The organism is Flavobacterium tructae (assembly GCF_001853485.1).
Taxonomy (GTDB): domain Bacteria; phylum Bacteroidota; class Bacteroidia; order Flavobacteriales; family Flavobacteriaceae; genus Flavobacterium; species Flavobacterium tructae.
The window spans coordinates 177,345-203,159 of the sequence record NZ_MIKE01000024.1 but is presented as its reverse complement, the minus strand read 5'-3'; the positions used below and the strand labels follow the sequence as shown (position 1 = coordinate 203,159).

The 25,815-nt window shown below is 36.2% G+C and carries 25 protein-coding genes; 6 read left to right on the top strand and 19 right to left on the bottom strand.

Annotated features, from left to right (window positions below; translation table 11 throughout):
* Window positions 1–100: 100 nt before the first annotated feature.
* Entirely contained in the window at window positions 101–1,048 is a 948-nt protein-coding gene (gene trxB, locus BHE19_RS14580; RefSeq protein WP_017494826.1) for a thioredoxin-disulfide reductase, read from the top strand.
* A gap of 333 nt (window positions 1,049–1,381) precedes the next feature.
* On the opposite strand, the gene BHE19_RS14575 is transcribed toward trxB, so the two are convergent.
* From BHE19_RS14575 to BHE19_RS14555, 5 genes are all read right to left on the bottom strand, one after another.
* The gene (locus BHE19_RS14575) at window positions 1,382–2,251 is read right to left on the bottom strand and encodes a GIN domain-containing protein (RefSeq protein ID WP_070907757.1); all 870 of its coding nucleotides are present in this window, start codon (window positions 2,249–2,251) and stop codon (window positions 1,382–1,384) included.
* 86 nt (window positions 2,252–2,337) lie between these two features.
* Window positions 2,338–3,072: a head GIN domain-containing protein gene (locus tag BHE19_RS14570; protein WP_017498070.1), complete on the bottom strand. Its 735-nt coding sequence runs from the start codon at window positions 3,070–3,072 to the stop codon at window positions 2,338–2,340.
* A 3-nt stretch (window positions 3,073–3,075) separates the two neighbouring features.
* A complete protein-coding gene (locus BHE19_RS14565; RefSeq protein WP_070907756.1) occupies window positions 3,076–4,809 on the bottom strand; it encodes a PspC domain-containing protein in 1,734 nt (577 codons plus the stop codon).
* Window positions 4,810–4,812: 3 nt separating this feature from the next.
* The gene (locus BHE19_RS14560; RefSeq protein WP_017498072.1) at window positions 4,813–5,145 is read right to left on the bottom strand and encodes a PadR family transcriptional regulator; all 333 of its coding nucleotides are present in this window, start codon (window positions 5,143–5,145) and stop codon (window positions 4,813–4,815) included.
* Window positions 5,146–5,322: 177 nt separating this feature from the next.
* Window positions 5,323–5,802 carry a DUF4870 domain-containing protein gene (locus BHE19_RS14555; protein ID WP_083342557.1) on the bottom strand — a complete coding sequence of 160 codons (480 nt, stop codon included), beginning with the start codon at window positions 5,800–5,802 and terminating at the stop codon, window positions 5,323–5,325.
* Between the two features lie 231 nt (window positions 5,803–6,033).
* Here BHE19_RS14555 and BHE19_RS14550 point away from each other — a divergent pair, with 231 nt between their 5' ends.
* Window positions 6,034–6,486: a DUF4442 domain-containing protein gene (locus tag BHE19_RS14550; RefSeq protein WP_070907755.1), complete on the top strand. Its 453-nt coding sequence runs from the start codon at window positions 6,034–6,036 to the stop codon at window positions 6,484–6,486.
* Between the two features lie 358 nt (window positions 6,487–6,844).
* Here the strand turns inward: BHE19_RS14550 and BHE19_RS14545 are convergent, their stop codons facing one another.
* The 6 genes from BHE19_RS14545 to BHE19_RS14520 form a co-directional block, all read right to left on the bottom strand.
* Window positions 6,845–7,039, bottom strand: a complete 195-nt coding sequence (locus BHE19_RS14545; protein ID WP_070907754.1) for a hypothetical protein — start codon at window positions 7,037–7,039, stop codon at window positions 6,845–6,847.
* Window positions 7,040–7,237: 198 nt separating this feature from the next.
* On the bottom strand, window positions 7,238–9,475 hold the full coding sequence (locus tag BHE19_RS14540) for a multicopper oxidase family protein (RefSeq protein ID WP_083342556.1): 2,238 nt from the start codon (window positions 9,473–9,475) through the stop codon (window positions 7,238–7,240).
* Between the two features lie 477 nt (window positions 9,476–9,952).
* On the bottom strand, window positions 9,953–10,462 hold the full coding sequence (locus BHE19_RS14535) for a helix-turn-helix domain-containing protein (protein WP_394332183.1): 510 nt from the start codon (window positions 10,460–10,462) through the stop codon (window positions 9,953–9,955).
* Between the two features lie 44 nt (window positions 10,463–10,506).
* Window positions 10,507–11,037 carry a DUF3347 domain-containing protein gene (locus BHE19_RS14530; RefSeq protein ID WP_070907751.1) on the bottom strand — a complete coding sequence of 177 codons (531 nt, stop codon included), beginning with the start codon at window positions 11,035–11,037 and terminating at the stop codon, window positions 10,507–10,509.
* 164 nt (window positions 11,038–11,201) lie between these two features.
* Window positions 11,202–11,588 (bottom strand): hypothetical protein, encoded by a 387-nt coding sequence (locus BHE19_RS14525; RefSeq protein ID WP_233431381.1) that lies wholly within the window; start codon window positions 11,586–11,588, stop codon window positions 11,202–11,204.
* 69 nt (window positions 11,589–11,657) lie between these two features.
* Window positions 11,658–12,491 (bottom strand): AraC family transcriptional regulator, encoded by an 834-nt coding sequence (locus BHE19_RS14520; protein WP_070907749.1) that lies wholly within the window; start codon window positions 12,489–12,491, stop codon window positions 11,658–11,660.
* A gap of 102 nt (window positions 12,492–12,593) precedes the next feature.
* Between BHE19_RS14520 and BHE19_RS14515 the strand changes: the two genes are divergently transcribed.
* From BHE19_RS14515 to BHE19_RS14495, 4 genes are all read left to right on the top strand, one after another.
* The gene (locus tag BHE19_RS14515; RefSeq protein ID WP_070907955.1) at window positions 12,594–13,760 is read left to right on the top strand and encodes an MFS transporter; all 1,167 of its coding nucleotides are present in this window, start codon (window positions 12,594–12,596) and stop codon (window positions 13,758–13,760) included.
* Between the two features lie 731 nt (window positions 13,761–14,491).
* Window positions 14,492–17,722 (top strand): SusC/RagA family TonB-linked outer membrane protein, encoded by a 3,231-nt coding sequence (locus BHE19_RS14505; RefSeq protein WP_070907747.1) that lies wholly within the window; start codon window positions 14,492–14,494, stop codon window positions 17,720–17,722.
* An 18-nt stretch (window positions 17,723–17,740) separates the two neighbouring features.
* A complete protein-coding gene (locus BHE19_RS14500) occupies window positions 17,741–19,537 on the top strand; it encodes a RagB/SusD family nutrient uptake outer membrane protein (protein WP_070907746.1) in 1,797 nt (598 codons plus the stop codon).
* A 22-nt stretch (window positions 19,538–19,559) separates the two neighbouring features.
* On the top strand, window positions 19,560–21,113 hold the full coding sequence (locus BHE19_RS14495; protein WP_070907745.1) for a DUF4957 domain-containing protein: 1,554 nt from the start codon (window positions 19,560–19,562) through the stop codon (window positions 21,111–21,113).
* A 145-nt stretch (window positions 21,114–21,258) separates the two neighbouring features.
* On the opposite strand, the gene BHE19_RS14490 is transcribed toward BHE19_RS14495, so the two are convergent.
* From BHE19_RS14490 to BHE19_RS14450, 8 genes are all read right to left on the bottom strand, one after another.
* Window positions 21,259–21,459 (bottom strand): hypothetical protein, encoded by a 201-nt coding sequence (locus BHE19_RS14490; protein ID WP_070907744.1) that lies wholly within the window; start codon window positions 21,457–21,459, stop codon window positions 21,259–21,261.
* A gap of 70 nt (window positions 21,460–21,529) precedes the next feature.
* Entirely contained in the window at window positions 21,530–22,450 is a 921-nt protein-coding gene (locus BHE19_RS14485) for a helix-turn-helix domain-containing protein (protein WP_070907743.1), read from the bottom strand.
* 3 nt (window positions 22,451–22,453) lie between these two features.
* Entirely contained in the window at window positions 22,454–23,017 is a 564-nt protein-coding gene (locus tag BHE19_RS14480; protein ID WP_017498088.1) for a DUF6642 family protein, read from the bottom strand.
* 177 nt (window positions 23,018–23,194) lie between these two features.
* Window positions 23,195–23,593: a hypothetical protein gene (locus BHE19_RS22910; RefSeq protein ID WP_207544129.1), complete on the bottom strand. Its 399-nt coding sequence runs from the start codon at window positions 23,591–23,593 to the stop codon at window positions 23,195–23,197.
* A 453-nt stretch (window positions 23,594–24,046) separates the two neighbouring features.
* Complete coding sequence (locus BHE19_RS14465) at window positions 24,047–24,304, bottom strand: hypothetical protein (protein ID WP_017498092.1); 258 nt, start codon at window positions 24,302–24,304, stop codon at window positions 24,047–24,049.
* Between the two features lie 393 nt (window positions 24,305–24,697).
* Window positions 24,698–24,958 carry a helix-turn-helix domain-containing protein gene (locus BHE19_RS14460; RefSeq protein WP_070907741.1) on the bottom strand — a complete coding sequence of 87 codons (261 nt, stop codon included), beginning with the start codon at window positions 24,956–24,958 and terminating at the stop codon, window positions 24,698–24,700.
* Window positions 24,955–25,242 carry a hypothetical protein gene (locus tag BHE19_RS14455; protein WP_070907740.1) on the bottom strand — a complete coding sequence of 96 codons (288 nt, stop codon included), beginning with the start codon at window positions 25,240–25,242 and terminating at the stop codon, window positions 24,955–24,957. The genes BHE19_RS14460 and BHE19_RS14455 overlap by 4 nt, the downstream gene beginning before the upstream one ends.
* Before the next feature lie 31 nt (window positions 25,243–25,273).
* Entirely contained in the window at window positions 25,274–25,801 is a 528-nt protein-coding gene (locus tag BHE19_RS14450; protein ID WP_070907739.1) for a hypothetical protein, read from the bottom strand.
* Window positions 25,802–25,815 lie beyond the last annotated feature (14 nt).

Here is a 25,815-nt window from a genome sequence, read left to right as displayed (position 1 = left end):
AAGCCTCTATTGAGAAATAGTTAAAACTGATTTAATCTGTTCCGTTTTCCAACAATAAAAACTTATTTTTGTGACCATTAATTAATAATACAATCATATTATGTCAGATACAATCGAAAAAATTAAATGCCTTATTATTGGTTCAGGTCCGGCGGGTTATACTGCTGCTATTTATGCTGCCAGAGCAAATATGAATCCGGTTTTATATCAGGGAATGCAGCCAGGGGGTCAATTGACTACAACGAATGAAGTAGAAAATTTCCCGGGTTATGTGGATGGAGTTACCGGGCCGGAAATGATGATTCAATTACAAGAACAAGCAAAACGTTTTGGTGCTGATATCCGCGATGGATGGGCTACTAAAGTTGATTTTTCGGGAGATATTCATAAAGTTTGGATTAACGATACGATCGAATTACACTGTGAGACTGTTATTATTTCTACAGGAGCTTCGGCTAAATATTTAGGACTGCCTTCAGAGCAGCATTATTTACAAATGGGTGGAGGAGTTTCTGCTTGTGCTGTTTGTGATGGATTCTTCTACCGTAATCAGGAAGTGGTTATTGTAGGGGCTGGAGATTCAGCTTGTGAAGAAGCACATTACCTTTCTAAACTTTGTAAAAAAGTAACGATGTTGGTAAGAAGTGAGAAATTCAGAGCTTCAAAAATTATGGAAGAGCGCGTTCGTAAAACTGAAAATATTGAAATTTTAATGAACCATGATACCGTTGAAGTTTTAGGGGATGATAATGTTGTACATGCAATAAAAGCAAAAAACAAAACGACTGGTGAAATTTTCGACATTCCGGCAACCGGATTTTTTGTTGCCATTGGTCACAAACCAAATACAGATATTTTTGCAGATTATATCACACTTGATGAAACCGGTTATATTGTAAATGTTCCGGGAACTTCTAAAACAAATGTAGAAGGTGTTTTCGTAGCCGGAGATGCTGCCGATCACGTATACCGTCAGGCCATTACTGCTGCAGGTACAGGATGTATGGCTGCTCTGGATGCTGAGAGATATCTTGCTGCGAAAGAGTAGGGAGAAGGTTCTAAGAATCTAAGAATCTACCCCTGCAACGGCGTAAAAGGAGTTTCAAGTCTGAAAGTTTCAAGTTGTTGGAACTCTTAAAATAGAAAAAGTCCATTCGTTTTTGCGAATGGACTTTTTGTTTTTGTTTATCAGTTCATCAGCCCGATATATTTTAAAAAGTAAAAACTTTGCGTCTTTGCGTCTTTGCCAGATTAGGCTAGGTGTTCATCATCGCTTTATCAATTCCCTTCATTCCAACCTGAAACCTGAAACCTGAAACCTGAAACCTGAAACTTGAAACTTTAAACTTTAAACTTGAAACTTCTTCAAACCACACAAACTCTACCCCTGCAACGGAGTAGTTGCCTTCGCTTTTACAGGACTTGGTTTCTTGATGAGTTTTGCTTCTTCGCTAAAACGGGTAAGTTCGATTTTTGGGCTTCCAAATAGAGAGATCTCTGACTTATCGCCGGCTGCGATTGCTAAATTGTTCTCCGCCAAAATAGTAGCGACAGAAGAGCCTTCAGTGGTAACGTTAGCCTCTTTTAAAGTAAATTTTATTCCTGTAAAAACAGCGTTATTGTCTAAACGGATTGTTGCTTTTTCGGCGATACCTTCAATAGCGGCAGTTGTTTTTTGGTACAAATCACATTTGAATTTTATGGAAGAAACTAATGTTTTAATCGAAGCGTTTTTGCTTAGCTGTAAGGAAGCATCTTCTGATTTTAAGTTTAGTTCGGTTTTGGATCTGTCATCTGCAAACAAACTGAATTTTTTAGAATTTACGTTGAGCAGTAATTTAGAATAATCGAAGCTATGAAAAGTGATATCGTCTAATTTAAGTTCCTGAATGGCATAGACTACAGCCTCATTTTTGGCAATTACGGTTTTTAATGAACCGGTATAGATAACATGAACAACCAGTTTTTTGAAGATCGTACTTTCTTTGGCAGTATAGAGACGAAGTACTTTTTCTCTTAAATCCGTTCCAATGATTTCATGCAGATTGTCATCGGCTTCAATTCTAATTTCGTTTTTTTCTCCTCGTTCCAGGTAAACTTCCAGATTGTCATCTGCTTCAATGCCATCAAATTCACCAACTTCTTTTACCGAAGTGGTTACAATTTTAGATCCTTTTATTTTTTCTCTTCGCTGGGCAAAAGTTAAGGTCGTAACCAATAATAATAGAAGAAGGGCCGTATTCTTTTTCATTAATTCTAAGATTTGATTTGGACAAATATAAAAAAATCATCCACTTTCGATGAATGATTTTTTTACATTTAACAGATAAATAAGGTTTATCCCTGGCTAATCGTTCCTCCTGAACTTGAAGTTTTTTCAATTGTTTTTGGAGTGATGTCATAATTGACAGTTCCTCCGCTGCTGGCTGAGGCTTTAAGGTTTACAATTGGATGAACATTTACGTCTCCTCCGCTTGAGGCTTCGGCATGAATCTCATTTGCCAATAGTTTACGAGCACTAACACTACCGCCGCTTGAAGCTGAAGCCTGCATTTTTAATGCTTTTCCTTCTAGGCGGATAGAGCTCCCGCTGTCTGAATCACAAGTAATGTTATCCGATTCGATATTCACATCTACAGTTGAAGCACTGGAAGCTTCAATATTAATATCCTGACCCTGAATTAGGCCTTTACTCATAATAGATGCGGCGCTCCAGGCTGCTAATTTATCGATAACAGGCATTTTTACGGTTACCCTTTTTGTGGCAATATCCTGAAAACTATTGTATTTGCATTTGATGTATAGCGTTCCATTTTCCACTTTTGTTGTGATTTCCTGTTGTATGTTATCGTCAGCTTCAACAACAACTTCTGTAGAATCAGATTGGATAATAACAAGATCTATCGCATTGCTAACCGACACTTTTGTAAAATTACCGGATAGGGTTCTTTTTTCAGTAGTAACATTTCCGCTTCCTTTAATAGTATTCACATTAAGGTTACAAGAGGCAAACAATAATGCAGTAACTGCTGCAATAATGAATTTTGTAATATGAATGATTATTTTTATCATGGCCTAGTTAATTTTGATTACAACTCCGTTTTCATCAGTGGTTAATTTTCCTTTGGTTTTCTTTGCGTTTAAAATTTCTTTTCCGTTTACTTCGATGGAAACTCCATTTACGGTATCGTTTTCTATGAAACTTTTTTCGGTCGTATCATCATATTCGTCTCCATACTCATTTTCTTCGGCAGGGCAGTCAAGGCATTTGATTTTTGAACCTTGTACTTTGTAATTGTAGTTACCGCTAAAGTGTAAGTTGAAAAAATCATTGTCAGAATCGTCATAATCTTGTACAGATGAATCCGGCTTGAATAATTGCCCTTCAGGTAAGTATAAATATACATCTACTTCCTGTCCTCTGAATTTGTTTTTTACATCTGTAAGAAAATAATTATCCAAAATTAAGCGATTTCCGTTAAGCTCAAACTTGTAGTTGATTTTTTCTGCTCTTTGTTTGGCATTGATAAACGAGTTTCCTCTGGCTGTTTTTTCAATTTGAATGTAAGGAGTAGCTTCATCTGTAGGTAAAACATGTAAGCGAACATCGTTAGAATAGATTAACTGATTGTTGGCAGAGTCTTGTACAAATTCAAAATCGCTACGGTGGTCCAGATCTTTCGCATAGTAATCATTGTATCTGAATTTTACAAAAAGAGTATCTTTTGGAGTAATGTTGATTGATTTTTTCTCGACCATTTTGTTGTCGTATGAAAGTTCTGTCGCTTGTTTGATTCCGATGCTGATCGCGATAGCAACCGCTATAATCCAAATGGCTAATAAAGTATATTTGGTGATGTTTCCAATGGACTTCAGGTTTGGAGATAACAATTTGAAACCTAAAAGTGTCAAAAAGAAAAATGGAATTCCAACAGCAAAAAACATTAATAAACCAAATGACCAAAGCGGATAATCTGTAAAGTTTCCGGCATCTACAAAGTTTTGCCATGGAAAATCAACAAAAACATTAGTTCCTAAAGTAAAAACTCCAATCAATAACATAATCAAAGTACTGATTCCGGATATGATTAAAATGACTCCTAAAAATTTAGCGAATATTTTGAAAATCGTCATGATAAAGTCTCCAAATGAACTACTTATTCTCTCAGCTCCTGACTTTACCTGGTTTCCCATCGCATCATAATTGGCATTTTTAAATTTATCAGATAAGTTTTCAATTTCTTCACGAACTTTTTTCTCAATGTTTGAGATCGTTACCGGTTCACCAGTCATTTCCAGTTTCTCCGAAGTGGTAACGGCCTCAGGAGTAACAATCCAAAGAACGAAGTAAGCTAAGATTCCGGTTCCAAAACCTGCGAAAACAAATATTAAGAAGATAATTTTGATCCAAACAGCGTCAATTCCAAAATAATGCCCTAAACCGGTTGCTACACCACCAATCATTCCTTTTTCTTTATCACGGTATAATTTTTTGTGTTTTCTTGTTCCGTAATCATTAAAAGACTGACTTGTTTTTTCTTCATCTTCCAGAATATAGTCTTCAGGCTGCCCCATAACGGCAATCACCTCATCAACATCTTTCAGTCCTACAACATGTTTATCGCTTTTTTGTTTCTCAATTAATAATTCTGAGATACGCATTTCGATATCTTTGATGATTTCATCCTGTCCGGACGAGTTGGTAAGAGATCGTTTTATGGCGTCAAAATAGCGTGTCAGTTTTAGATATGCATCTTCATCGATGTGAAAAACCATACCGCCTAAGTTAATATTTACTGTTTTGTTCATGACTTATTGATTTTGATTGGTGATTAGTTTTACGGCGTCAGACAATTCTGTCCAGGTACCGCTAAGTTCGTTTAAAAATGTTTGTCCTATTTCGGTTAATCCATAATATTTCCTTGGTGGTCCAGACGTAGATTCTTCCCATCGATAATTAAGCAAACCGTCGTTTTTCAGCCTAGTCAAAAGTGGGTAAACTGTTCCCTCAACAACTAGTAATTTTGCGTTTTTTAAAGTGTCTAATATTTCTGATGTGTAAGCATCTTTTTCTTTTAATACAGATAGGATGCAAAACTCAAGAACACCTTTGCGCATCTGTGCTTTTGTGTTTTCAATGTTCATAATTTCATTTTGTTTTTTTTTGATTGAACAATTCGTTTTTTGATTGATGATGATTGATGATTGAGATGCCGGTTTGCCCTTCCGGCTCGGGTGATTGATGATTGATTTTTTTAAGGGGTTAAACCCTTTTTAACCTATAACTTTTAATTTTTATGTGAGGCTGAGCGAAGTCGTGGCCTACTTAATAAAAGGAATCGTAATTGGATATTTGTATAATTCTCCGTTTGATGCTTTTATCGAAGCGTAAATCACTAAAAAGAATTCAACAAATTTTAACAATCCAAAAAGCACTACTGCTGTGGCTCCAATAGTCAGCAAACCAATGTTACCCTCGAAGTTGAAATTGCGAATAACATAATTGTCATCATACATTAAAGCTTCAATCGGAATGTTTTGCAAGACTACAGTGATGAAAATCGGGATTGCAATTAAGGCCAAAACCAGAGTGTAAAGCAAAAGACTTAGTTGAAAATTTAAAGTCTGTTTTCCGTGATGGTTTACAAATTCTGATTTGTCTTTGTAACTCGTCCAGATTAATATCGGGAAAATGTAATTCCCAAATGGAATGATGTACTGACTTAAAGTGCTTAAGTGTGTGAACGTTGCAGTGTTCTTTTCTGATGAAGTTTCCATGATGAGTGGTGTTGTTGTTTCCATGATTAAAAGTATATAGTAATTTCTTATGCAAATATATATCTAAAAGACAGTATCTTGTTTTGCATAGTACTAAATATTAACAAAATATTAACAAGTTTAAAATTGTTTGAATGCCTATAAAACGCTGAAAATCATTCGGAGTGCCTGAGTTTATTGGTAGTCCTTGAAAGTATTTTAAATTTATTGTGCGCGCATAGTTTTTTTGTATTTTTACATAAAAAAATAAATACCATGGCATTATCCGTTTCCAAACTCAATAAATTTGTATTATTCAAACTGCCGTCGGCCTACATTTGTGGTGTGCGTGTAAAGGCAATCGACAAAGACAGATGTGTCGTAAGTGTTAAGCACCGATGGATCAATCAAAATCCGTTCAATTCGATGTATTTTGCCGTTCAGGCAATGGCAGCAGAGTTAACTACCGGAGCATTGGTAATCTCTCAGATTCAACAAAGCGGGAAAAAGATTTCGATGTTAGTCGCAAATAATAAAGGGAACTTTACCAAAAAGGCGACAGGAAGGATAACATTTGTTTGTAATGACGGACACTTAATCGCCGATGCAATAAAAGAGACAATCAAAACCGGTGAAGGACAAACCTTCTGGATGAAATCAATTGGAACAGACGAAAGTGGTACTCAGGTTTCAGAAATGGACTTTGAGTGGAGCGTTCGTATTAAATAATTTTTTCGCCAAATTCCGCCAAAGGGAACGCACGAAGTGATTTCGCAAATTATTTTTTGCAAATGTTCAGATATCTGGGAGGAGCAATGATGGCCTTTGATGAAATTTAGAGCTTGGTCAAGGGAATAGAGACAGGCATTTGGTCATGAATTAGTATGCAATTTAAAGTCAAATGATGAATGTCGAATGTAGTTTGTGACAATTGCTTTACGCGTTCCCTTTGGTTGGGGCATATTTTTACACAGAGATTTAACGGATTTCGCAGATTTTTTTCTGTTATCGTTGATCTTAATCGAAATGACGGGAAACAAAAAAAGAGGCTAATAACAGCCTCTTTTTTGTGGAAATTAAGTTTCGTTTATTTTTTAGCGCAACAAGATTTCTTATCTGTTTTTGCAGTATCTGTCTTTGCAGTGTCTGTTTTCGCATTATCCATTTTTTTACAGCAGGATTCTTTTTTAGCTTTTTCTTTTTTTGGAGCTGGTTTAGTGTCTTGAGCCTGAACACCAATTGTAAATAAAGCAACAGCTAAAACGGCAAATAAGTTTTTCATTTTTGTTTAATTTAAGGTTTTACGATTTTGTTTTTTAATTGAAGATAGAAATTCAAATATAGAAAGACTTTCTAAAGTTAACTCTTACGGTTTAGTTAATGTTTTTGTAATAATTCATTTTAAAATGGGGCATAAAGAGAAGGTTATTATAGCGCTTTAATGTTATAAATTTGGATAAAAATAAATACGCCGATTTGTTTAATAATTCAGATTTACTCCAAAACCAACTCCCATATCACTGTCATAATGCGTTGTGATTCCAAAGTTTCTTCCAACGATGTATTTCAAACCGGCCATATACTCCTTATCTGTATTCCACATCAAATTCATACGTAAGCGTCTGGCAAGAGGAATGTCTTTTCGTTCAAACTGAATTCGGACATTTCCATCAGTGAAAACCTCAACTTGTGCCTTTACCAGCATAGGCAAGGTATACTCAATACCGGCGCTTAGAACCGAACGATTGTCTTTGGTATTCTTTTGTCCGAACATATTTTGTTCTTGTTCGTCAATTCCCATTTTTCTGTAACGCCAGTCAAAACCGATGAAAGGCATAAACCATTGCATTTTGCCTATGTAGCGGCCAATATGAGTCTCTGTTTCGAAACCGTTTTTGTTGTTATAACCTAATCTCCATTCGGTACCAATACTCCAACGCGTACTGCTTAAAAGAGCTTCTCCGTCATTTCCGTTAGAGGCAAAGTCATTTTCGGCTCTAAAATGAAACATACGATCGTCCATCTTTAACATCTTATCGGCCATTTTTTTATCGTGAATTAGCGGATTGGGTGCCTGATTCTCATAAGTAAAAATACGTCCCATTCCGGCCATCATGTGGTACAGGATATGACAATGAAAAAACCAGTCTCCTTCGGCATTGGCCTGAAATTCGATGGTATCGGTTTCCATCGGCATAATGTCAATCACATTTTTTAACGGAGAGTAATCGCCATGTTCGTTCAAAATTCTAAAATCATGTCCGTGTAAATGCATGGGGTGACGCATCATTGATCCGTTGTACAATACGATTCGGACATTTTCGCCTTTTTTGATCAGGATTTTATCGGTTTCAGAAATAACTTTATTGTCTAAACTCCAAACATAACGGTTCATATTTCCGGACAACTCAAAGCGTAGTTCTTTTACCGGTGCATCTTTAGGCAGCGTTGTTATGGTTGGTGATTTCAGCATTCCGTAATTCAGAGTAGTAATTCCGGCAACTTCAGTTGTGTCTGTAGCCATGTTCATGCCTTCCATGTTGTGATTGGAGTGATCTTCCATTTTCATAGGCTCGCCACCTCCGGTAATCTCAGGATACATAACGGCATTCATATCCATTTTGTTCAGCGACATTTGCATGCCCATATCGTTCATGTCACCGTTCATTTTCATCATATCATTCATCATTTTCATTCCTTCGAAATATTTTAATTTCGGAAGATGGTTGACAGACTGTTTCGTTCCTGCTCCTAAAAATAATGAAGCTGATCCGGTTCTGTCTTCGGCTGTAGCCAAAAATGCAAAGGATTTTTTATCTTCAGGAATAGTGACCACCACATCATAGGTTTCCGAAACCGATATAATCAAACGGTCGACTTCTACGGGCTCAACATCATTTCCGTCACTCGCTACAACAGTTATTTTTCCACCGCCGTAGGTTAGCCAGAAATAACTAGAAGCGCCTCCGTTTGCAATTCTCAGTCTTACTTTATCGCCTGCTTTAAATTGTGAAAGCTGTTGTTCGTTTTTACCGTTGATCAGAAACTTTTCGTAATAAATATCACTAACGTCCATGGCATTCATACGTTTCCATTCGTTGGTTACCTTTGTTGCAAAGTGACCTTGTTTAATGGCCTCGGCATAACTTTGTGTCGTTCCTTTTTTTATGGCGAACCAATCGTCAGCATTGTGCAGCATTCGCTGTACATTTTCCGGTTTCAGATCCGTCCATTCGCTTAGAATAACGGGAATTGTCGGTAAATCATCGATTCCTTTTCTGATAGTTGGATCGTCTTTCTTTTTATTGATGATAAAAAGACCGTACAAACCAATTTGTTCCTGTAACCCCGAGTGGCTGTGGTACCAATACGTTCCATTTTGAATAATAGGAAAACTGTATTTGTGCGTTGTTCCTGGTTTTATGGGCATTTGGGTTAAGTAAGGAACACCGTCTTCTTTATTCGGTAGAAACAATCCGTGCCAGTGCAGTGCGGTGTTTTCTTTTTTTAAGTCGTTGTGTACGTAAATTTCTGCTATATCTCCTTCCGTAAAAGTCAGAGTGGGCATCGGAATTTGTCCGTTGACCGTAAGAGCTCTTTTTTCTTTTCCGGAAAAATTCACAATAGTGTCCCGGACATGCAGATCGTAACGAACCACTTTTTGCGCTTTTGTACTAAAAGTGATTAAAAAGAGGAGTATAATAGTCTGTAATTTCATATTGATTTTTTTAAGGTTTGGATTTCGTAATCGTAAAGTGTTTACCATTACTAAAACCGAACTTGATTTTTACCTGCGTTATTTGGGGACTTTCGATCTCCATTTCGGTTCAGGTTCCATTGTCGTAATTTTCCCCTCGGTCTGTAAATGTCATTTTTTCAATGTTTTAAGTATTACAATGCAAATTTCCGAAGTAAAGCTTACTTGGGGATTGTACAATTTTGAGAATGATTTGTAAGATTTTAAAAAATATCCAGTCACAAAGCTCGCAAGGGCTTATGTTAAGGGCGTAATCATTTATAGGGGCCGTAATTTTTTTGTCACGCAGATTTTAAAAGATTTTGAACAGATCTTACAGATTATTTAGGAGTAAATTTTTAAAATGTAAATCTGCTCAATCTGCAGAATCTGCGAGAAACAAATTCTTTCAAATTCTTTTAGTTACGGGTTAGAATAAATGAAAATGGATTACAAATTCTAAATATCAATGCGGTTTTTATCCTTCAATTGTTTAAAATCGGTAGGAGTAAAGCCTGTGATTTTCTTGAATTGATTGCTCAAATGTGCTACATTACTATAGTTTAGAGTATCTGCAATCTGACTTAACGACAGTTCATTATAAAGGAGCAGCTCCTTTACTTTTTCTATTTTTTGGCTGATAAAGTATTTTTCAATAGTTGTGTTTTCAATCTCTGAGAATAAATTGCTTAGCGTGCTGTAATCCTGGCTGAGGTTTTTAATTAAGTGATCAGACAAGTTGACTTTGTGGTCGTTGTTTTTAGAATGAATCAGGTCAGCGATGAGCTTTTTTATGCGCTCAACTGTCTTGCTTTTTTTGTCATCAATAAAATCAAAGCCCAGTGTCTGTAAACTTTTGAGCAGTACTTCCTTTTGACTTTTGGAAATAGAGTCCTGTAGTTTGACTTCACCTAATACCACAGAAATTGGATGGAGTCCGAGTTTTTTAAACTCAGACTCCACAACCATTATACATCGTCTGCACACCATGTTTTTGATGCAGAGTGTCATATTTACTTGATCGTTTCTACTACACTTCCGCAAGTTAACATTGACGAACCGTAATAAGGATTTTTAATCGTCTTTTCTTTGCTCAGCCAGTCGGCATCGACCATCGGGCAGTGTTGTTTGTATACCGCCTGATCTGATTTTGACACTTTAATAAGTTCGTAAGTGTTTTTGGAGAGCGATTTGAAAGTTTCGCGCTGTTTTTTAAGATCTGTGGTAGCCGAAATACTTTTAGCGTCAGCCGTTATTTTTTTCATGACTTTCATCCAGGCGTTGTGTTCTTCACTCTTCAATTGGTTCATTTTTATAGCTGTGATGGCATCCAGTAAATCTTTGGCTTTTGCCGAAGTGAGTTTGGCATCGCTTTTAATTAAGGCATCTTTTACCGTAAAATAAGCATCATAAACGGTTTGTAACTGACTTGAATCGGCAACTTCTATTGTTGTAGTTTCTCTTTTTATGGAAGTGGCCAGAATAATATTAGCAGAAAAAGCGACTAAGATTACTATTACTATGGTTAAAATTGATTTTTTCATTGTATCTGATTTTATTAGAGCGTTAAATTCCCTCTAAGTTAAATAATTTAAGATTGTTATTGCCAATTACGGCCTCATAAATAATCTGATGCACAGTGTGTTACTTTTTTTATGAGAAATAAAAGCTTCGTTACAAAGCGTAACTTTGGCTGTCAGAAATACAATTATTTTATTTTTGGGGGTGACCAAATAGAAGTAAAACCATCAGAAATACTGATGTTTTTGTAGTAAGGTATTGTTTTCTCCGGAGAGAAATTGAACAGATTTTTTTCAAATTCAAATTCATTCTTTGTCATTAAGCTGAATTGAAGTCCGGATGGGGTACAGCCCGAATGATCACATTTTCGGTTACAACCGTGTTCATCATTTTTTGAGCCGTTGTCTTTTTTGCAACAGTTTTTTTGAGAAGTATCAGCCGTCTCGTGTTTTGAAACCGCTTTCTTTTCGCAGGAATTTTTCGCGTTCGTTTTTCCGCAGGCATAACCTTCACTTGGCATCAGTAAGAAGCCAAAGGTCATGATTAGAAACACTATGTAAATTTTTCCTGTCAACGAAAATGTTTTAGAATTACAAATTTAGGTATTTTTTTTTTTACTCTTTAGTTTTTTGAAATTCAATACTCACAGTTTTTTATAATCGGTAGGTTTCATGTTTTTCCTTTTTTTAAAGTAATTGGAAAGGTGGCTTTCATCGGTAAAACCAAATTCATGAGCAATTTGTTTAATGGGCAGCTGATTGTTGTGAATTCGCTTTTCGATTAAAGTAGTTCTCAGATTGTGAATGTACTCACGATAGCTTATGGCAAAAGTTCTTTTAAAGTAAGCGCTGAAATAAGTTTGGGCAATATTAAAGTGATCTGCAATAACTTTAATCTGAACCAATTTGGGGTTGTAAATGTTTTGATGAATATAGGTTGCGATTTGTTCGTTGTCAATAGGAGTCGATTTCAGTTGCAGATTCATGCAGCGGATGGTTTCTTTAATCAATCCAAAAATGGAAAGGATCTGATAAAAAACAATTGGCGAGCTCGAAACATCCGTCTTACAATTATAAGCAGTAATGTTTTCGATCGTATTTTTTAAAATGGTTTTACAAGGATCGTCTAGTTTTAAAATGGTTTCCTTCAGCAACTTGTTCCGCATAAAATCCTCCGGAGTGTTCAGCAGTAAATCATCACAAAAAAGATTCCTGTTCGAATCAAAATAGTTGTCAGTAAACTTGATGTAAACAAAACGCGTTCTTTTTTTAATATCGAAATAATGCTCGTCTTCCGGAGAAATCACAAAGAGATCACCAGACTTATAAGGCAATAAGTTGTGGTTAAGATGGTGAATTCCGTTGCCTTTTTTGATGTAAATAATCTCATAATAGGTATGAGTGTGCGGAACATGGGGAAATACGTCATCTTCGAACTCATGAATGACAAGCTTTTCAAACTGATTGAATTTAGGCATAACTTAAATTTACAAGTTTATGTCGTAAATGTACAATTTATTTTCCGCTTAACGGTGTTAAATTTGCAGCATAGAAATTCTATTCCTTTCTATTACAAACAAATGAAAAAAAGTCTTATTGCACTCTCATTAGGAGGTTTGACTATCGGAATTACCGAATTTGTCATGATGGGTTTGCTGCCTGATATTGCTTCAGATATGAAAGTTTCGATTCCGGTTGCCGGATATTTAATCTCTGCTTATGCACTTGGTGTTGTCATTGGTGCGCCTTTATTGGTAATTCTGGGGAGAAATTTTGCACCCAAAAAAATGCTTTTAATTTTGGCTTTGATGCTGACGGTATTTAATGCTCTTTCGATTATTGCCCCTGACTATAATTTTCTATTCGCTTCAAGATTTCTTTCGGGATTACCGCACGGAGCTTTTTTTGGGGTCGGTGCTGTGGTAGCGAGCCGTTTGGCCGATAAGGGCAAAGAAGCTCAGGCGATCGCCATTATGTTTTCGGGTTTGACACTGGCGAATTTAATAGGTGTGCCTATTGGTACTTATATAGGACATAACTTTATCTGGCGTTATACTTTTGTTTTAATTGCCGCTGTTGGTCTGCTAACGTTTTTATTTATTTCGTTATGGATGCCAAATCTGGAAAAGAGCGGAACGGTCAATATGAAAACCCAGTTATTGTTCTTTAAGAAAACAGAAGCCTGGTTAATTATTGGAATTACAGCCATTGGATTCGGAGGTCTTTTTGCATGGATTAGTTATATCGCGCCTCTAATGACAAATGTTTCTAAGTTTGCGCCCGAGGATGTGTCTTATATTTTGATTTTAGCTGGTTTAGGAATGCTGGTGGGCAATTTTGCCGGAGGTAAACTGGCTGATAAATATTCTCCGGCACCTACTGTACTGGCGCTGCTTTTTGTTATGGCAATTGATTTAATTATGGTGTACTTTTTCTCCTTCAATCAATATGTATCTTTGTTTCTGACTTTTTTAACGGGGGCTGTTTCTTTTTCAGTGATTGCTCCAATTCAGATGTTAATGATTAAAACGGCTAAAGATGCTGAGATGATTGCTTCGGCAGCGCTGCAGGGTAGTTTTAATATTGGAAATGCGTTGGGAGCCTTTTTGGGAGGTTTGCCATTGTCTGCAGGGTACAGTTATGCTTCGCCAAATTTAATCGGTTTGGTTATGGCGTTAAGCGGAATGGTTATTACTTTTGCTTTAATGCAGAAACATAAAGGGAATTTGCAGTTGCAAAAAGCGTAAGGATTTTGTAGTAATCTCGAAAGCCTATTGTTGGTAGTCAGATTTAGACGATGGGAGAGAAGCGTAAGCAGTAAAAAGTTAGCTAACGTTAAGGTTTGCAAATTATATTAAAAAAGAGTCTTTGAACTTATCGGGTTCAAAGACTCTTTTTTTTGTCTTTTATTGTTTTTTGATTCCTCCTAAGCAGGGTTGTAGTATGTTGTTTTTCTTTTTAGTAAGAATATGGCGTCTTTACAGGGATAGCTTGACTTCGTACGCGATAATTTTTGTGACAGGAATACTGTTTTTTGTTATTTTTTTTGAAAAAACAACAATTAAAAAAAGCTGGAAAAAGAAGTTGATAATATCGCAAAGAGCCTTCTTGTAATCGATTGTTTTTTTTGTAAAACCACTGTAGTCCGCTAAAAAAATAAAAATATATTTACTATTTATATCGAACTTAAATTGCATTTGTGATATAAAAAGGCGGTTTTATTTTTGGTATGTCATTTATTTTGGGAAATTTTTATGACTTTTAATTTTTTATCTCAAAAAAATATTTAAGTTTGTGTAATCGATTACAACTTTTTTTAAGGCTAAAAAAATGACCTTGTTTGGAAGGTCAAAAACAACTCAAAAAAGAAACTGTTGTCTTAGAAGTGAGGCTTTGATAATCAGTTAAAAAAAGAGGGAACCTAATAAAAACGAAATAACCACTTAGAACAAACAATTAATAACTTAAACAATCAACCATGAATTTTAAAGATTTATTTAACAAAGGAGCAAATTGTTGCTTTGCAGTTGTTTTCTTATTGTGCTTACTGGCCGGCAATCAAATGCAGGCGCAAAGTATTACACTCGAAGGAACCGTTAAGGATGCTGCAGGACTTACATTGCCGGGTGTTAATATATTAGAGAAAGGAACAAAAAACGGAACTTCCTCAGATTTTGACGGACGGTACAAATTAAAATTGACCAATCCCAAAGCAGTTGTAACCTATTCGTTTATAGGTTTTAAAACCAAAGAAGTCAATGCTGCCGGAAAAACGAAAGTTGATGTTGTTTTAATTGAAGATTCAAATGCTTTAAATGAAGTGGTTGTGGTAGGTTACGGTACCGTTAAAAAATCGGATCTGACAGGGGCAGTTTCTTCCATTTCAGGAAATGACCTGAAAAAAGTTCCGGTTTCTAATATAGCCGAAGCTTTAACAGGGAGAATCGCCGGAGTTCAGGTTACTTCAAGCGAAGGTTCACCGGATGCCGATATTAAAATCAGAGTGCGTGGAGGCGGGTCTTTAACACAGGATGCTTCCCCATTAATTATTGTAGATGGTTTTCCGGTAAACAGTATGAATGATATTGCGGCTTCTAATGTTGAATCGATGACGGTTTTGAAAGATGCTTCTTCTACTGCAATCTATGGATCAAGAGGAGCAAACGGGGTTATTATTATTACAACTAAAACCGGTAAAGACGGAAAAATGGCTGTGAGCTATAATATGTTTTACGGAATGAAAACCATGGCCAAAGAAATCGAGGTTCTTCCGGTTGATGATTTTGTAAAATGGCAATACGAATATGCTTTATTGGATCAGACGGATAAAACGATTTTAAGCAATCCAAGTTCCTATACCAAGTATTTTGGCAGCTGGCAGGATCGTGATTTGTATAACGGTTTAAAAGGAACAGATTGGCAAAAGCAGATTTACGGCCGTCGTGGTGAAGTAAATAGCCGTGATTTAGGAATTCGTGGAGGGAATGAAAAGCTTAGTTACAACTTCAACTATGCGTATTACGATGAAAAAGCAATTATGGCAGGTTCGAATTTTAAAAGAAATAACCTCTCATTGGCTTTAAAAAATAAAGCAAGCGAAAAAATAGACCTTGGATTTACAGTACGTTACTCTGATACTGATATAAATGGTGGCGGTGCAAACGATCAGAATCAGGCTTCATCATTAGACAGCCGTTTGCGTCATAGTGTAGGTTATGCGCCTATTCCAATGCCGGGATTAACTACTGATAATGATGATCAGTCTGTGAACAGTTATCTGGTAAATCCATTTTTGGCAATAACAGACAATGACCGTCAGCAGTTCCGAAAAAATTATAATTTATTGGGAAGCTTTGGTTGGAAACTGGCTAAAGATCTAAAATTTCAAAGTGATTTAGGATTGGACAATTCCAACTATTCTGATTATCGTTTTTATGGGTCTTCTACTTATTTTTCAAGTACAGCCAAAATAGGTGCAGGAAAACCAGGTATGGTCATGAGCGATCGTAAAGACGTACGTTTCAGAAATGCCAATACTTTAAACTATGATTTTAAAAATATTTTGGGAGACAATCATCATTTGACGGCACTTTTAGGAGAAGAGATGATTACGACAACTTCAAACACCGTAACCACGACGATTTTAAATTATCCGAAATTTTTTGATTTAGATCAGGCTAAGAAATTAACGACACAGGGAACACCTTTTTCAGTGGACAATTTTTACAGTGCGGATGATAAATTGCTGTCCTTTTTCGGACGTTTAAATTATGATTTCAAAGATCGCTATTTAGTAACAGCTTCTTTTCGTGCGGACGGTTCCAGCAGGTTTTTAGGAAACAACCGTTGGGGGTATTTCCCGGCAGCAGCGGCAGCATGGAAAATTTCTGAGGAGGATTTCCTGAAAAATGCTTCCTGGTTAAACCTTTTAAAGCTAAGACTTAGTTATGGTGAGGCGGGTAACAATAACATTCCTGTTGGGCAAACCGTTCAGAGTTATTTGTCCAGTACAAACGGGTTCATAAACGGTTTTGATAGCTATTGGTCTCCATCGAGTGTTTTGGCAAATCCGGAATTGAAGTGGGAGACTACTGTAACGCAAAATATTGGTCTTGATTTCGGATTTTTCAAAAATCGTCTGAACGGAACTTTTGATGTGTATAAAAATGTTACGAAGGACTTACTGATCGAATTTCCGGTAGGAGGTACAGGTTACAAAACCCAATTTAGAAATATGGGTGAAACACAAAATACCGGTTTTGAAGCAACCCTGAATTTTATAGCCATCGAAAAGAAAAATTATGGTTTGAGCTTTTCTGTGAACGTTGGAATGAACAAAAACCGAATCAACTCTCTTGGAGTAATGGATAATTTTGGCACAAATACCAATTGGGCGTCTACTGATGTTGGGAATGATTATGTGGTAAATGTAGGTTCTCCAATGGGATTAATGTACGGGTATCAAAGCGACGGACGTTATGAAGTTTCAGATTTTGATTATGCAGGAGGAAAGTACACCTTAAAAGCGGGAGTTGTTGATGCAAGCAGTGTAGTAGGTGCTTTACAGCCGGGGATGATGAAGCTGAAAAATACAGATGGTTCTGCTGATAATAAAGTGACAGCATCGGATCAAAAAGTAATAGGAAATTCTAATCCTAAACATACCGGAGGTTTGGTTATTAATGCAAATGCTTACGGTTTTGATCTTTCTGCTGCTTTCAACTGGAGCGTTGGTAATGATATTTACAATGCCAATAAAGCCGAGTTTTCAACAGCAAACCGAAACGGGCAATACAAGAATTTAAGCACCGAGATGGCAGATGGCAAAAGATGGACAAATTTAGATCCTGCTTCGGGACAATTGGTAACAGATCCTACAGCTTTAGAAGCGTTAAATGCCAATACTACAATGTGGTCTCCTTACATGCAAAAATTCATGTTTACAGACTGGGCAGTAGAAGACGGTTCGTTCTTCAGGTTGAATACGCTGACTTTAGGATATAGTACACCGCAAGCCTTAACCTCTAAGCTGGGAGTAAGTAAATTGAGATTCTATTTTACAGCAACGAATGTGTTTGTAATTACAAATTACTCCGGTCCGGATCCTGAAGTGTCAACAAGAAGAAAAACTCCGCTAACACCGGGAGTAGATTATTCGGCTTATCCACGTAGCAGGCAGTTGGTTTTTGGTTTAAACCTTAATTTCTAATTTAAAACGTATCACAAAATGAAATATAAAGTAATAATAGCAGGATTGATAATCTCAGGTTTGTTGACTTCTTGTCAGGATTTCGGAGAGGAATATTTTGATACACCGGCACAGTCAACCTTAGACGAACAACTCATTTTTTCTACTGCCGGATTAGCTCAGGGTGCTGTCGATGGAATAAAAGTCTCGTTTGGAGAAGAGCAATCTTATAGAGGAAGACTTTTGGCTTACCAAGGACTAAATACAGATACAGAATGGCTTTTGACTTCTTCAAGTGATAATGTCAAATCGGATCTGGTAGTTTATGATGCAAAATCGGATAATACAGAAATGAATTCGCCAAAAAATGCCTGGGCCATGATGTATGAAGGAATTGAACGTGCTAATTTGTGTATCAGAGGTCTGCGCAAGTACGGCAATCCATTACCGAATACAGAGATGGGGCAGTTGTTAGGAGAAGCACTGACTTTACGAGCCATTTATTATGCCGATCTGATCAGAAACTGGGGCGATGTTCCAGCCCGTTTTGAACCAGTTTCTACGTCGACAATCTACGTGTCTAAAACAAGTCGTGACGAAATTTACAAACAGTTAATTGCCGATTTAGGCGAAGCTTCAACTTTAGTAGCATGGCCTAATGAAACTGCTGCTACAACAAGCACAGAGCGTATCAACAAGGCTTTTGTAAAAGGTTTAAGAGCCCGTTTGGCTTTGATGTCCAGTGGTTTTCAGCAATATCCGGACGGAGTGAGAAGAAGTACAGATCCTGCACTTTCAGTAGGGACGATGTACAAACTGGCATTAGACGAATGCCGTTCTGTAATTGCCAGTGGTTCTGCACATTTAGAGCCGACTTTTGAAGGTTTATGGAGAAAATACAATCAGGAAAGTACAACAGCAGGAGGAGAATCGCTTTGGGAAATTCCTTTTGCAGCCACACGAGGCAGAGTCCTGTTTACTTTTGCTGTGCGTCATGATGCTTCAGATCAGTTTCAACAGATGGGAACTAATAAAGGCGGCGTAAACGGACCGTTGCCATTTGTTTTTTATGACTACGATCAGGCCGACAGCCGCAGAGATGTTACCTGTGTGCCTTACAAATGGGGAGCTGCGGTAAACGGCAAGTCCAAACAAGAACTTACAGATTTACAAACCTGGTATTTTGGTAAATATCGTTTCGAATGGATGAATCGTATCGTTTCGGCGCCAAATGACGATGGGGTAAATAAAATTTATATGCGTTATGCCGAGGTACTTTTAATGGCTGCTGAAACGGCAAATGAATTAGAAGGCCCGGGATCTGCCGCAGTCTACTTAAAAGAAATCCGCCGCAGAGCGTTTGCTTCGCAAAACCAGGCGGTAAAAGTAGACGCTTATGTAGACGGTCTGACAAGTAAGCAAGCCATGCTAAACGGTATTATTGAAGAGAATAAGTATGAGTTTACCGGAGAAATGGAACGTAAGTTTGCCCTGATTCGCTGGAATTTATTGAAAACAAAATTAGACGAAGCTAAAGTTAAAATGGCCCGTTTGAAAGCGCGCAGTGATGAATATGCCAATGTGCCTTCAACACTTTATTATAAATACAAAGCAGATAATACTACACTTGAGATTTATGGTTTAAACCGTGGAGAAACGCAGGCGCAGGGTACTGATTATACCTCAAAAAGCTGGGATAAACTGGATGACAACAAAATAACCACACTATACAAAGCCGGAGTTAATCCTGATAAAAGACAATTTTGGCCAATCTGGCAAACTTTTATTGACGGAAGTAATGGACAGTTAGCCAATGACTGGGTTTTTGGAAACTAAAAACAATTAACAAATAAGAATTATGAACGCAAAATATATATTTAAAGGACTGCTGGCTATGTTTTTATTGGTAATTGCCGGTTGCGAAAGTTACAATGAAGCAGTGCTGGAGGATATAGGAGCCAATAGAGTATTTTCTCCAATCGAACTAAAAGCGGTAGTGAAAAATCAAACCACGGTCGAACTAAACTGGACTGCTAAGGAAGATGTTGATCATTATACGGTAGAATTCAGTGCTGATGATCCGGATTTCAAAACAATTTACAAAACGGTTAATGTTACCGCAAAAGAACTTCCGGTAAAAGTAGCGTTAGAAGGAGAAACGGTTTATTCGATAAGAGTAAAAGCAGTCAGTGCTTCAGGACTTGCCGATTCGAAATGGTCTGTAACAACAGCAGCAACATTAACGGAGCAAATCTTCTTCCCTGTGCAGCCTGCCGATATCGAAGCAAAACAAGTGACGTTAAGATGGACGCCTAACAGTTCTGTTACCCAAATTACTGCGGGTCCGGGCGGAATTACTCACACGATTACAGCAGCCGAAAAAACGGCCGGTGCAGCGATAGTTACGGGATTTACAGGAGAAACGGCCTATACTGCCACTTTATTTAACGGAACCAAAAAGAGAGGAGTGGTTACTTTTACTACAGGAATTGACATTGGAACAGCCACTTTAGTTAAACCTACGGATGATTTGAATGCAAAAATCGCAGCGGCAGATCCTGATGCAGTATTGGTATTGATGCCGGGAGAATACAATGTTTTTGTTGGTGAAATTATTTTGAATAAATCGATTACGATTAGAGGTCTAAGAAGCGATAATAAACCTTTGCTTCATAATAAGTTTACGCTAAACGCAGGAGCTAAATCCGTTAGTTTAATTGATTTGGATATCAATGGAGACAAAACTCAAAGTGATGCTGTAAAATACAATGAAGTAAGTACTGCTTATGGGGCACTTTTAATTAGTGGTTGTAAGGTTCATGATTTTGTGAAATCGTTTATAACACAAACGGCAACAGGTAGTACTAAAATTGTTTCGGTGACAGTTGAAAATAGTGTCGTTACTAACATATTAACGGTACAGGGTGATTGTATCGATTTTAGAACCTCGCATTTGGGATCGTTAACCCTTAAAAACAGTACTTTTAACAATTGTGCTACAGGTCGCGATTTTATTCGTATTGATAACGCACCTGGCATTACTGGGACGGGTTTAACAACTACAGTATTGGTAGATGCCTGTACCATTTCAAATAAAGCGATGACAGCTTCTAATAGAATTCTGTACGTACGTTTTGCCAGTAATGCTTCAACAATTCGCAACACGCTTTTTGAAACACCATTAGCGATGTATACCAATCAGACCTTAACGACACCACCTACTTTCTTAAATAATAACTATTTTAATTCGGCTGCATTACATACAGCCGGTGTTGCTGCGGTAAAATATGATGCTTCGGGAACTTACGGAACGTTGGATCCTCAGTTTACGAATAGTGCGACAGGAAACTTTACTCTTAAAAATCAAACGTTAATTGATAAAAAAGTAGGAGATCCGCAATGGAGACAGTAATTAGTTTATAAGTTGTTTAAAAAGGAACAGGGATGCAATTGGTTTTGCATCCCTGTTTTTTTGGTATAGAGGAAAAAATTGCCGACCATTTAAATCAAGCTTTTCTAACAAACAGACAAGTGTTGTATACTATACTTTTTTGAATTTATTCTAATTCGACACAATCGAAAATCGCATTCTTGAGAATCTTTTCATTTATTTCGGCCTCACTGTCAATTCTTAAAATATTATCGCAGTCCTCAAGGTCAAAATTCCATATCGCGTTTGGTATCAGTTCATCAAGTAATGCACTTGCGAATTCCAGCTTTGATGGTGTGTCAACAGATGTTTTGAAAACGTAAATCATAATTTGCTTTTTTTAACGGAACAAATTTCAATAAACGTTTTTCAAGTTTATAGGATGCAGGAAGCAATAATTAGGACTTATCAATCAATTTACGATATTGAATAGGAGTGATTCCTTCGTGTTTTTTAAAGAAACGGCTAAAGTAAGAATGATCCTCGTGTCCTACCTGCATGGCGATTTCACTTACAGAAAAGGTAGTTTGGTACAGCAGGTATTTTGCTTCTGTTAAAATGGTCTCATCAATCCATTTGACCGCAGACTTACCGGTTGCCGATTTGACCGATTTGTTTAAATGATTGGGGGTAACATTAAGTAAAGAGGCGTAATAATTTACCTGATGATGCGTCCTGATATTAGCGTAAATGAGTTTTTTGAACTTAGCAAAAATAACAGCTGCGGCTGTATTGCTTTTAGATGTTTTGGGAGCATTTTTATTCATCTCAAAGAACAAAGCCATTAAATAAGACTGAACGATATCAGCATTATCGATTTCAGTTTCAAGATAAGCAGCCTGTAAACGCTTAAAGAGATTCACTATAAAATGGAAGTTGTCCGGAGAGATTATAATTTTTGGATTTCCTCCAATTTTAAGAAAGTCGAAATCATTTAGCATTTCACTGTTGCCATATTTGCCGATCAAAACATCCGGATGAAACTGGCAAATAAAACCAATATGTTTCGTGTTAATATGCTCAATAGAGAAAATCTGCCCGGCCGGAACAATAAGCATTTCATTTGGATTGGTTTGGTATTCTTCGAAACCAACCTTTGCAACATGAACTCCGGAAGTCACAAAAAGTATAGTATGACAACTGTGTTTTGAAGGAGGAACAGCGTAACGAAGCTGCATCATTTCTTCCATTTCCAGACAAAAAAAATGGTCAGAGCTGGATTTAAACAATAAATGCATTGGATTTTCCTGTCCCAGAAATTTTTCACGAAACACTTTCGCGCCATAGGTTTTTATCTCTCCGTTGGCATTGCTTTTCATAATTTAATAATACAGTCTAAAATCAAGTAATTTGCAAAGAGCATAATGTTTTTGATAAAGTTCTTCCACCACTTCAGTAATGTCGTCATTTTCCTGATACAGGCTAAAAAAAGCTTTGTCGATGGTACTACAGCTCGCTATCTTATTATAAGTAGAGCCGTAACCCGAAATCGCCCGTGCACCGGTAATGTCTAAAAAGTACTGCGCTTCTTCGTCGTTTAAATCAAGTACTTTTAAATTGGCAAAATGAATAATTTTTCCTTTCATTTTTCCTTCAAAAAGTTCTGCGATTTCTTCCAGACTATAATAGTAATCATGCAGGCAGATATTGTTGGGGCCGCCTGGCATTACCAAATAAATAATTTCGTAATCTTTAAAATTGTGATCTTCATAAAGTAAAACATTCAGACTTTCTTCTAAGCCTTCAATGGTATCGCAAGTTTTGTAAATACTGGCGATACCCTGATCAATAGCGATTTCTTCCAGGTTTTTTACTACCTGGGTAACAAAATTGTTTTCGATGTCAGGAACACCTTCAAGGCAGAAGATGAATTTTTCGGAATCCATACCAATGTGTGTTTTCGTTCTCACAAAAGTATTTTTAATTGTCGAAGAATTGTTGTCCGAAAGCTATTTTAACGCATTTTTTACATTAAAAAAACAGCGGTATATTCCTGAAAGCAGAAAATCCACTTTTAGTACAACTAAAAATGGATTCCAGGATTGATTTCGTTTTTTTGATTTTTATAAATTTAAATCCAGTTTTGCAATTAAAGCACTAACCGCAAGCACTGGCTGACTAAAGGTGTTTGATTCCAATAGTTTTTGCCACCATTTTTGTTCCTCCTCTGTAAAGGTGTGATTGCTGTTGGTTACTGTTGCTGTTCTTTTGTGTCCGCAGGCCGCACAAAATTTTGCCTGAGGAGTTCGGTAAGGTTTAGAACAACATTCGCAAGGCGGACCGTAAAGATCAATTCGATGATGCATAATAGCATTGGGATTGGTTTCTTTAAATCCGGTTAGTTCTTTATAGTAATTTAGAAGTTCACTGAATCGCTCTGTTCTGGTCATATTACATTTTCCATGTTCAAAGCCATTACGATAGAGTTTAGTTGCAATTTGATATTCTTCTGTATGTAACATAGGAACTTCTGTTTTGCAACGCCAACACCAAAGTTTTTCCATGGTTCGTTTTTTTGGTTTTTATTTTATGGTTAAGTATTATAGTTTTCTTTTTGTGATTTTTATTCTTTTTAATACGCTAAGTTATATCAGTTTTCAGAGAATAACTTACGGTTTCACGTAATTTGGAACAAAAATCGTTTTTTAATAGATTAATTCACTAAGTAGAAATACCTGATTTTAGTTTGGATTTTGAAGTAAGTTTTTGATTTTAGTCTCGTAAAAAGACAGTGTAAGCCTCAGATTAAGGTTTTAGAGAAGTTGTTTTTTGAAGAACAAAAGCTGGAGATTAGAATTTGGATGTTCTGAAGTTGTTTGGAATCTAACAAAAAAACAAAAAAAAGAGAAAATCTCATGGTGTGGAGACTTTCTCTTTTTTAGAAAATAAATTTTCAATGATAAACTAACGATGGTTTATTTTTCCTGCTCCAGATTATCCGCAGCAGAAATCTGATCCAAAATGTTAGTTTGATTAGGTGAAATATAGTTTTTAATCTCAGGATGAGTTTCTTTTTTAAAAAGAAGGTCCAACGCATTGTAAAGTCTTAATAAAACCTCTCTGTCTTCTTTTTCAATCTCTAAAGCCGTGTTGAAATTAAAAACGTAGTTATTCGAATTGCGTACTTCTACTTTTATCGTTTTTGACGTGATTTTAAATTTAACTATATCCATGTTTTTATAAATGATTTAGCTTATAAAATACTATTCTGACCTGTCCGCATACTTTTCTTATAAAAAAGAAGAAGTACAAAGTCTGAAGTCCGCTGTCGTATTGTTTACATTGTTCGAATTTCAGTTGCTTTTTTTTAATTTCCTCATTCTAATTAGCTGGTTAGAGAGGGTGTAAATTTAAATAAAAACCCCTAATCAATTGATGATTAGGGGTTTGTTTTTTGTAGCGAGGACGGGAGTTGAACCCGTGACCTCAGGGTTATGAAACCAAACCCCTTTCCTTCAAAATTATATCGCCCCAGTAAACACAATGCTTTTCACATACGAAAAGTGCAAAAATTAGTATTTATTTTTGTTTATATTGTCGGCTTACATTGCCGGTTTGTTTTTTGTTTAAATGTCTGTTATTTCAATACTTCCAACGATATTGAAAACGTTTTTTTCGCGACCAAAGATCCAGTTTGCATTGACGTTAAATTTTTGGCAAATTGTTTCAATATGGGAAACAGTGAAATGTGCAACGCCTTTTTTAATCTTCGAGATAGTCTGCTGTTTCATTCCAATTACGTCACAAAAATTCCCAATAGTAGATATCACTTTTTGAAAAAGCAGAACATCCATTAACCTCAGAATTCTTTGATCAATTTTATTCATCTTTTTTGCATTATCTGTAAAGTTTCAAGTATTGTTTTAATTGTTCTTCCTTGAGATTCGATTAGATTGAAATGTAATTCTGTATTCGTAGTACTAATGACAAAAGCATCTTGAAGACTTTTTATTCTTTCATCTGTTTCTTTCATAAACTCCAATATTGTTTGATTGAACAATATTAGCTCTTCCATATTTTTACTATCGTTCTCAAGAAATAGAGTGTTTTGTTCATAAGCATATCGAATTACTTTAAGTTCTTCTTCTAGTTTTTCTATCCTTTCAATCATTGTTTTTATGTTATTCCCCCGAAATTTTTATTTAAAGTATCATTAAATCTTTGAATGCGCCAATATCTGTGAAAGTTGAATAAGCAGAACCATCTTTTTGCCCCCCATAATCGTTGCTTGCTATATAAGAAATATTTATCATCCAGGTTGAATCTTTTTCAACAAAAAAGAATGAAATTTTTTTAGGAACGTATGTTCTTCTATTTTTCATCTGGAACATAGTCTTAATGTTGGCTGTAGAAATCATTGAGTTTATTTGTTCTATGGATAATGATGAAAATCGGTTAAAGTCGCTGCCAAATGAAAAACTAGTTAAAACAGGTTTTTCATCTCCATTTAAAACATAAATTTCCTGATTTTTAAATTTTACGTATTCTTCAGTTTTAATAAAATCAGTTTCTTTAAGTACGGTGCTTTCAATATTTTTTGAACTGCTTAAATATTTATACGTGCCGTTTTTATTTAGTTGTACTTTTTTACCACTTTCAGTTGTAGCAATTTCTTGACTGTATATTACAGATGAAGTAATGATAAAAGCTAATAAATAAAATTGTTTCATAGTAAATTGTTTTT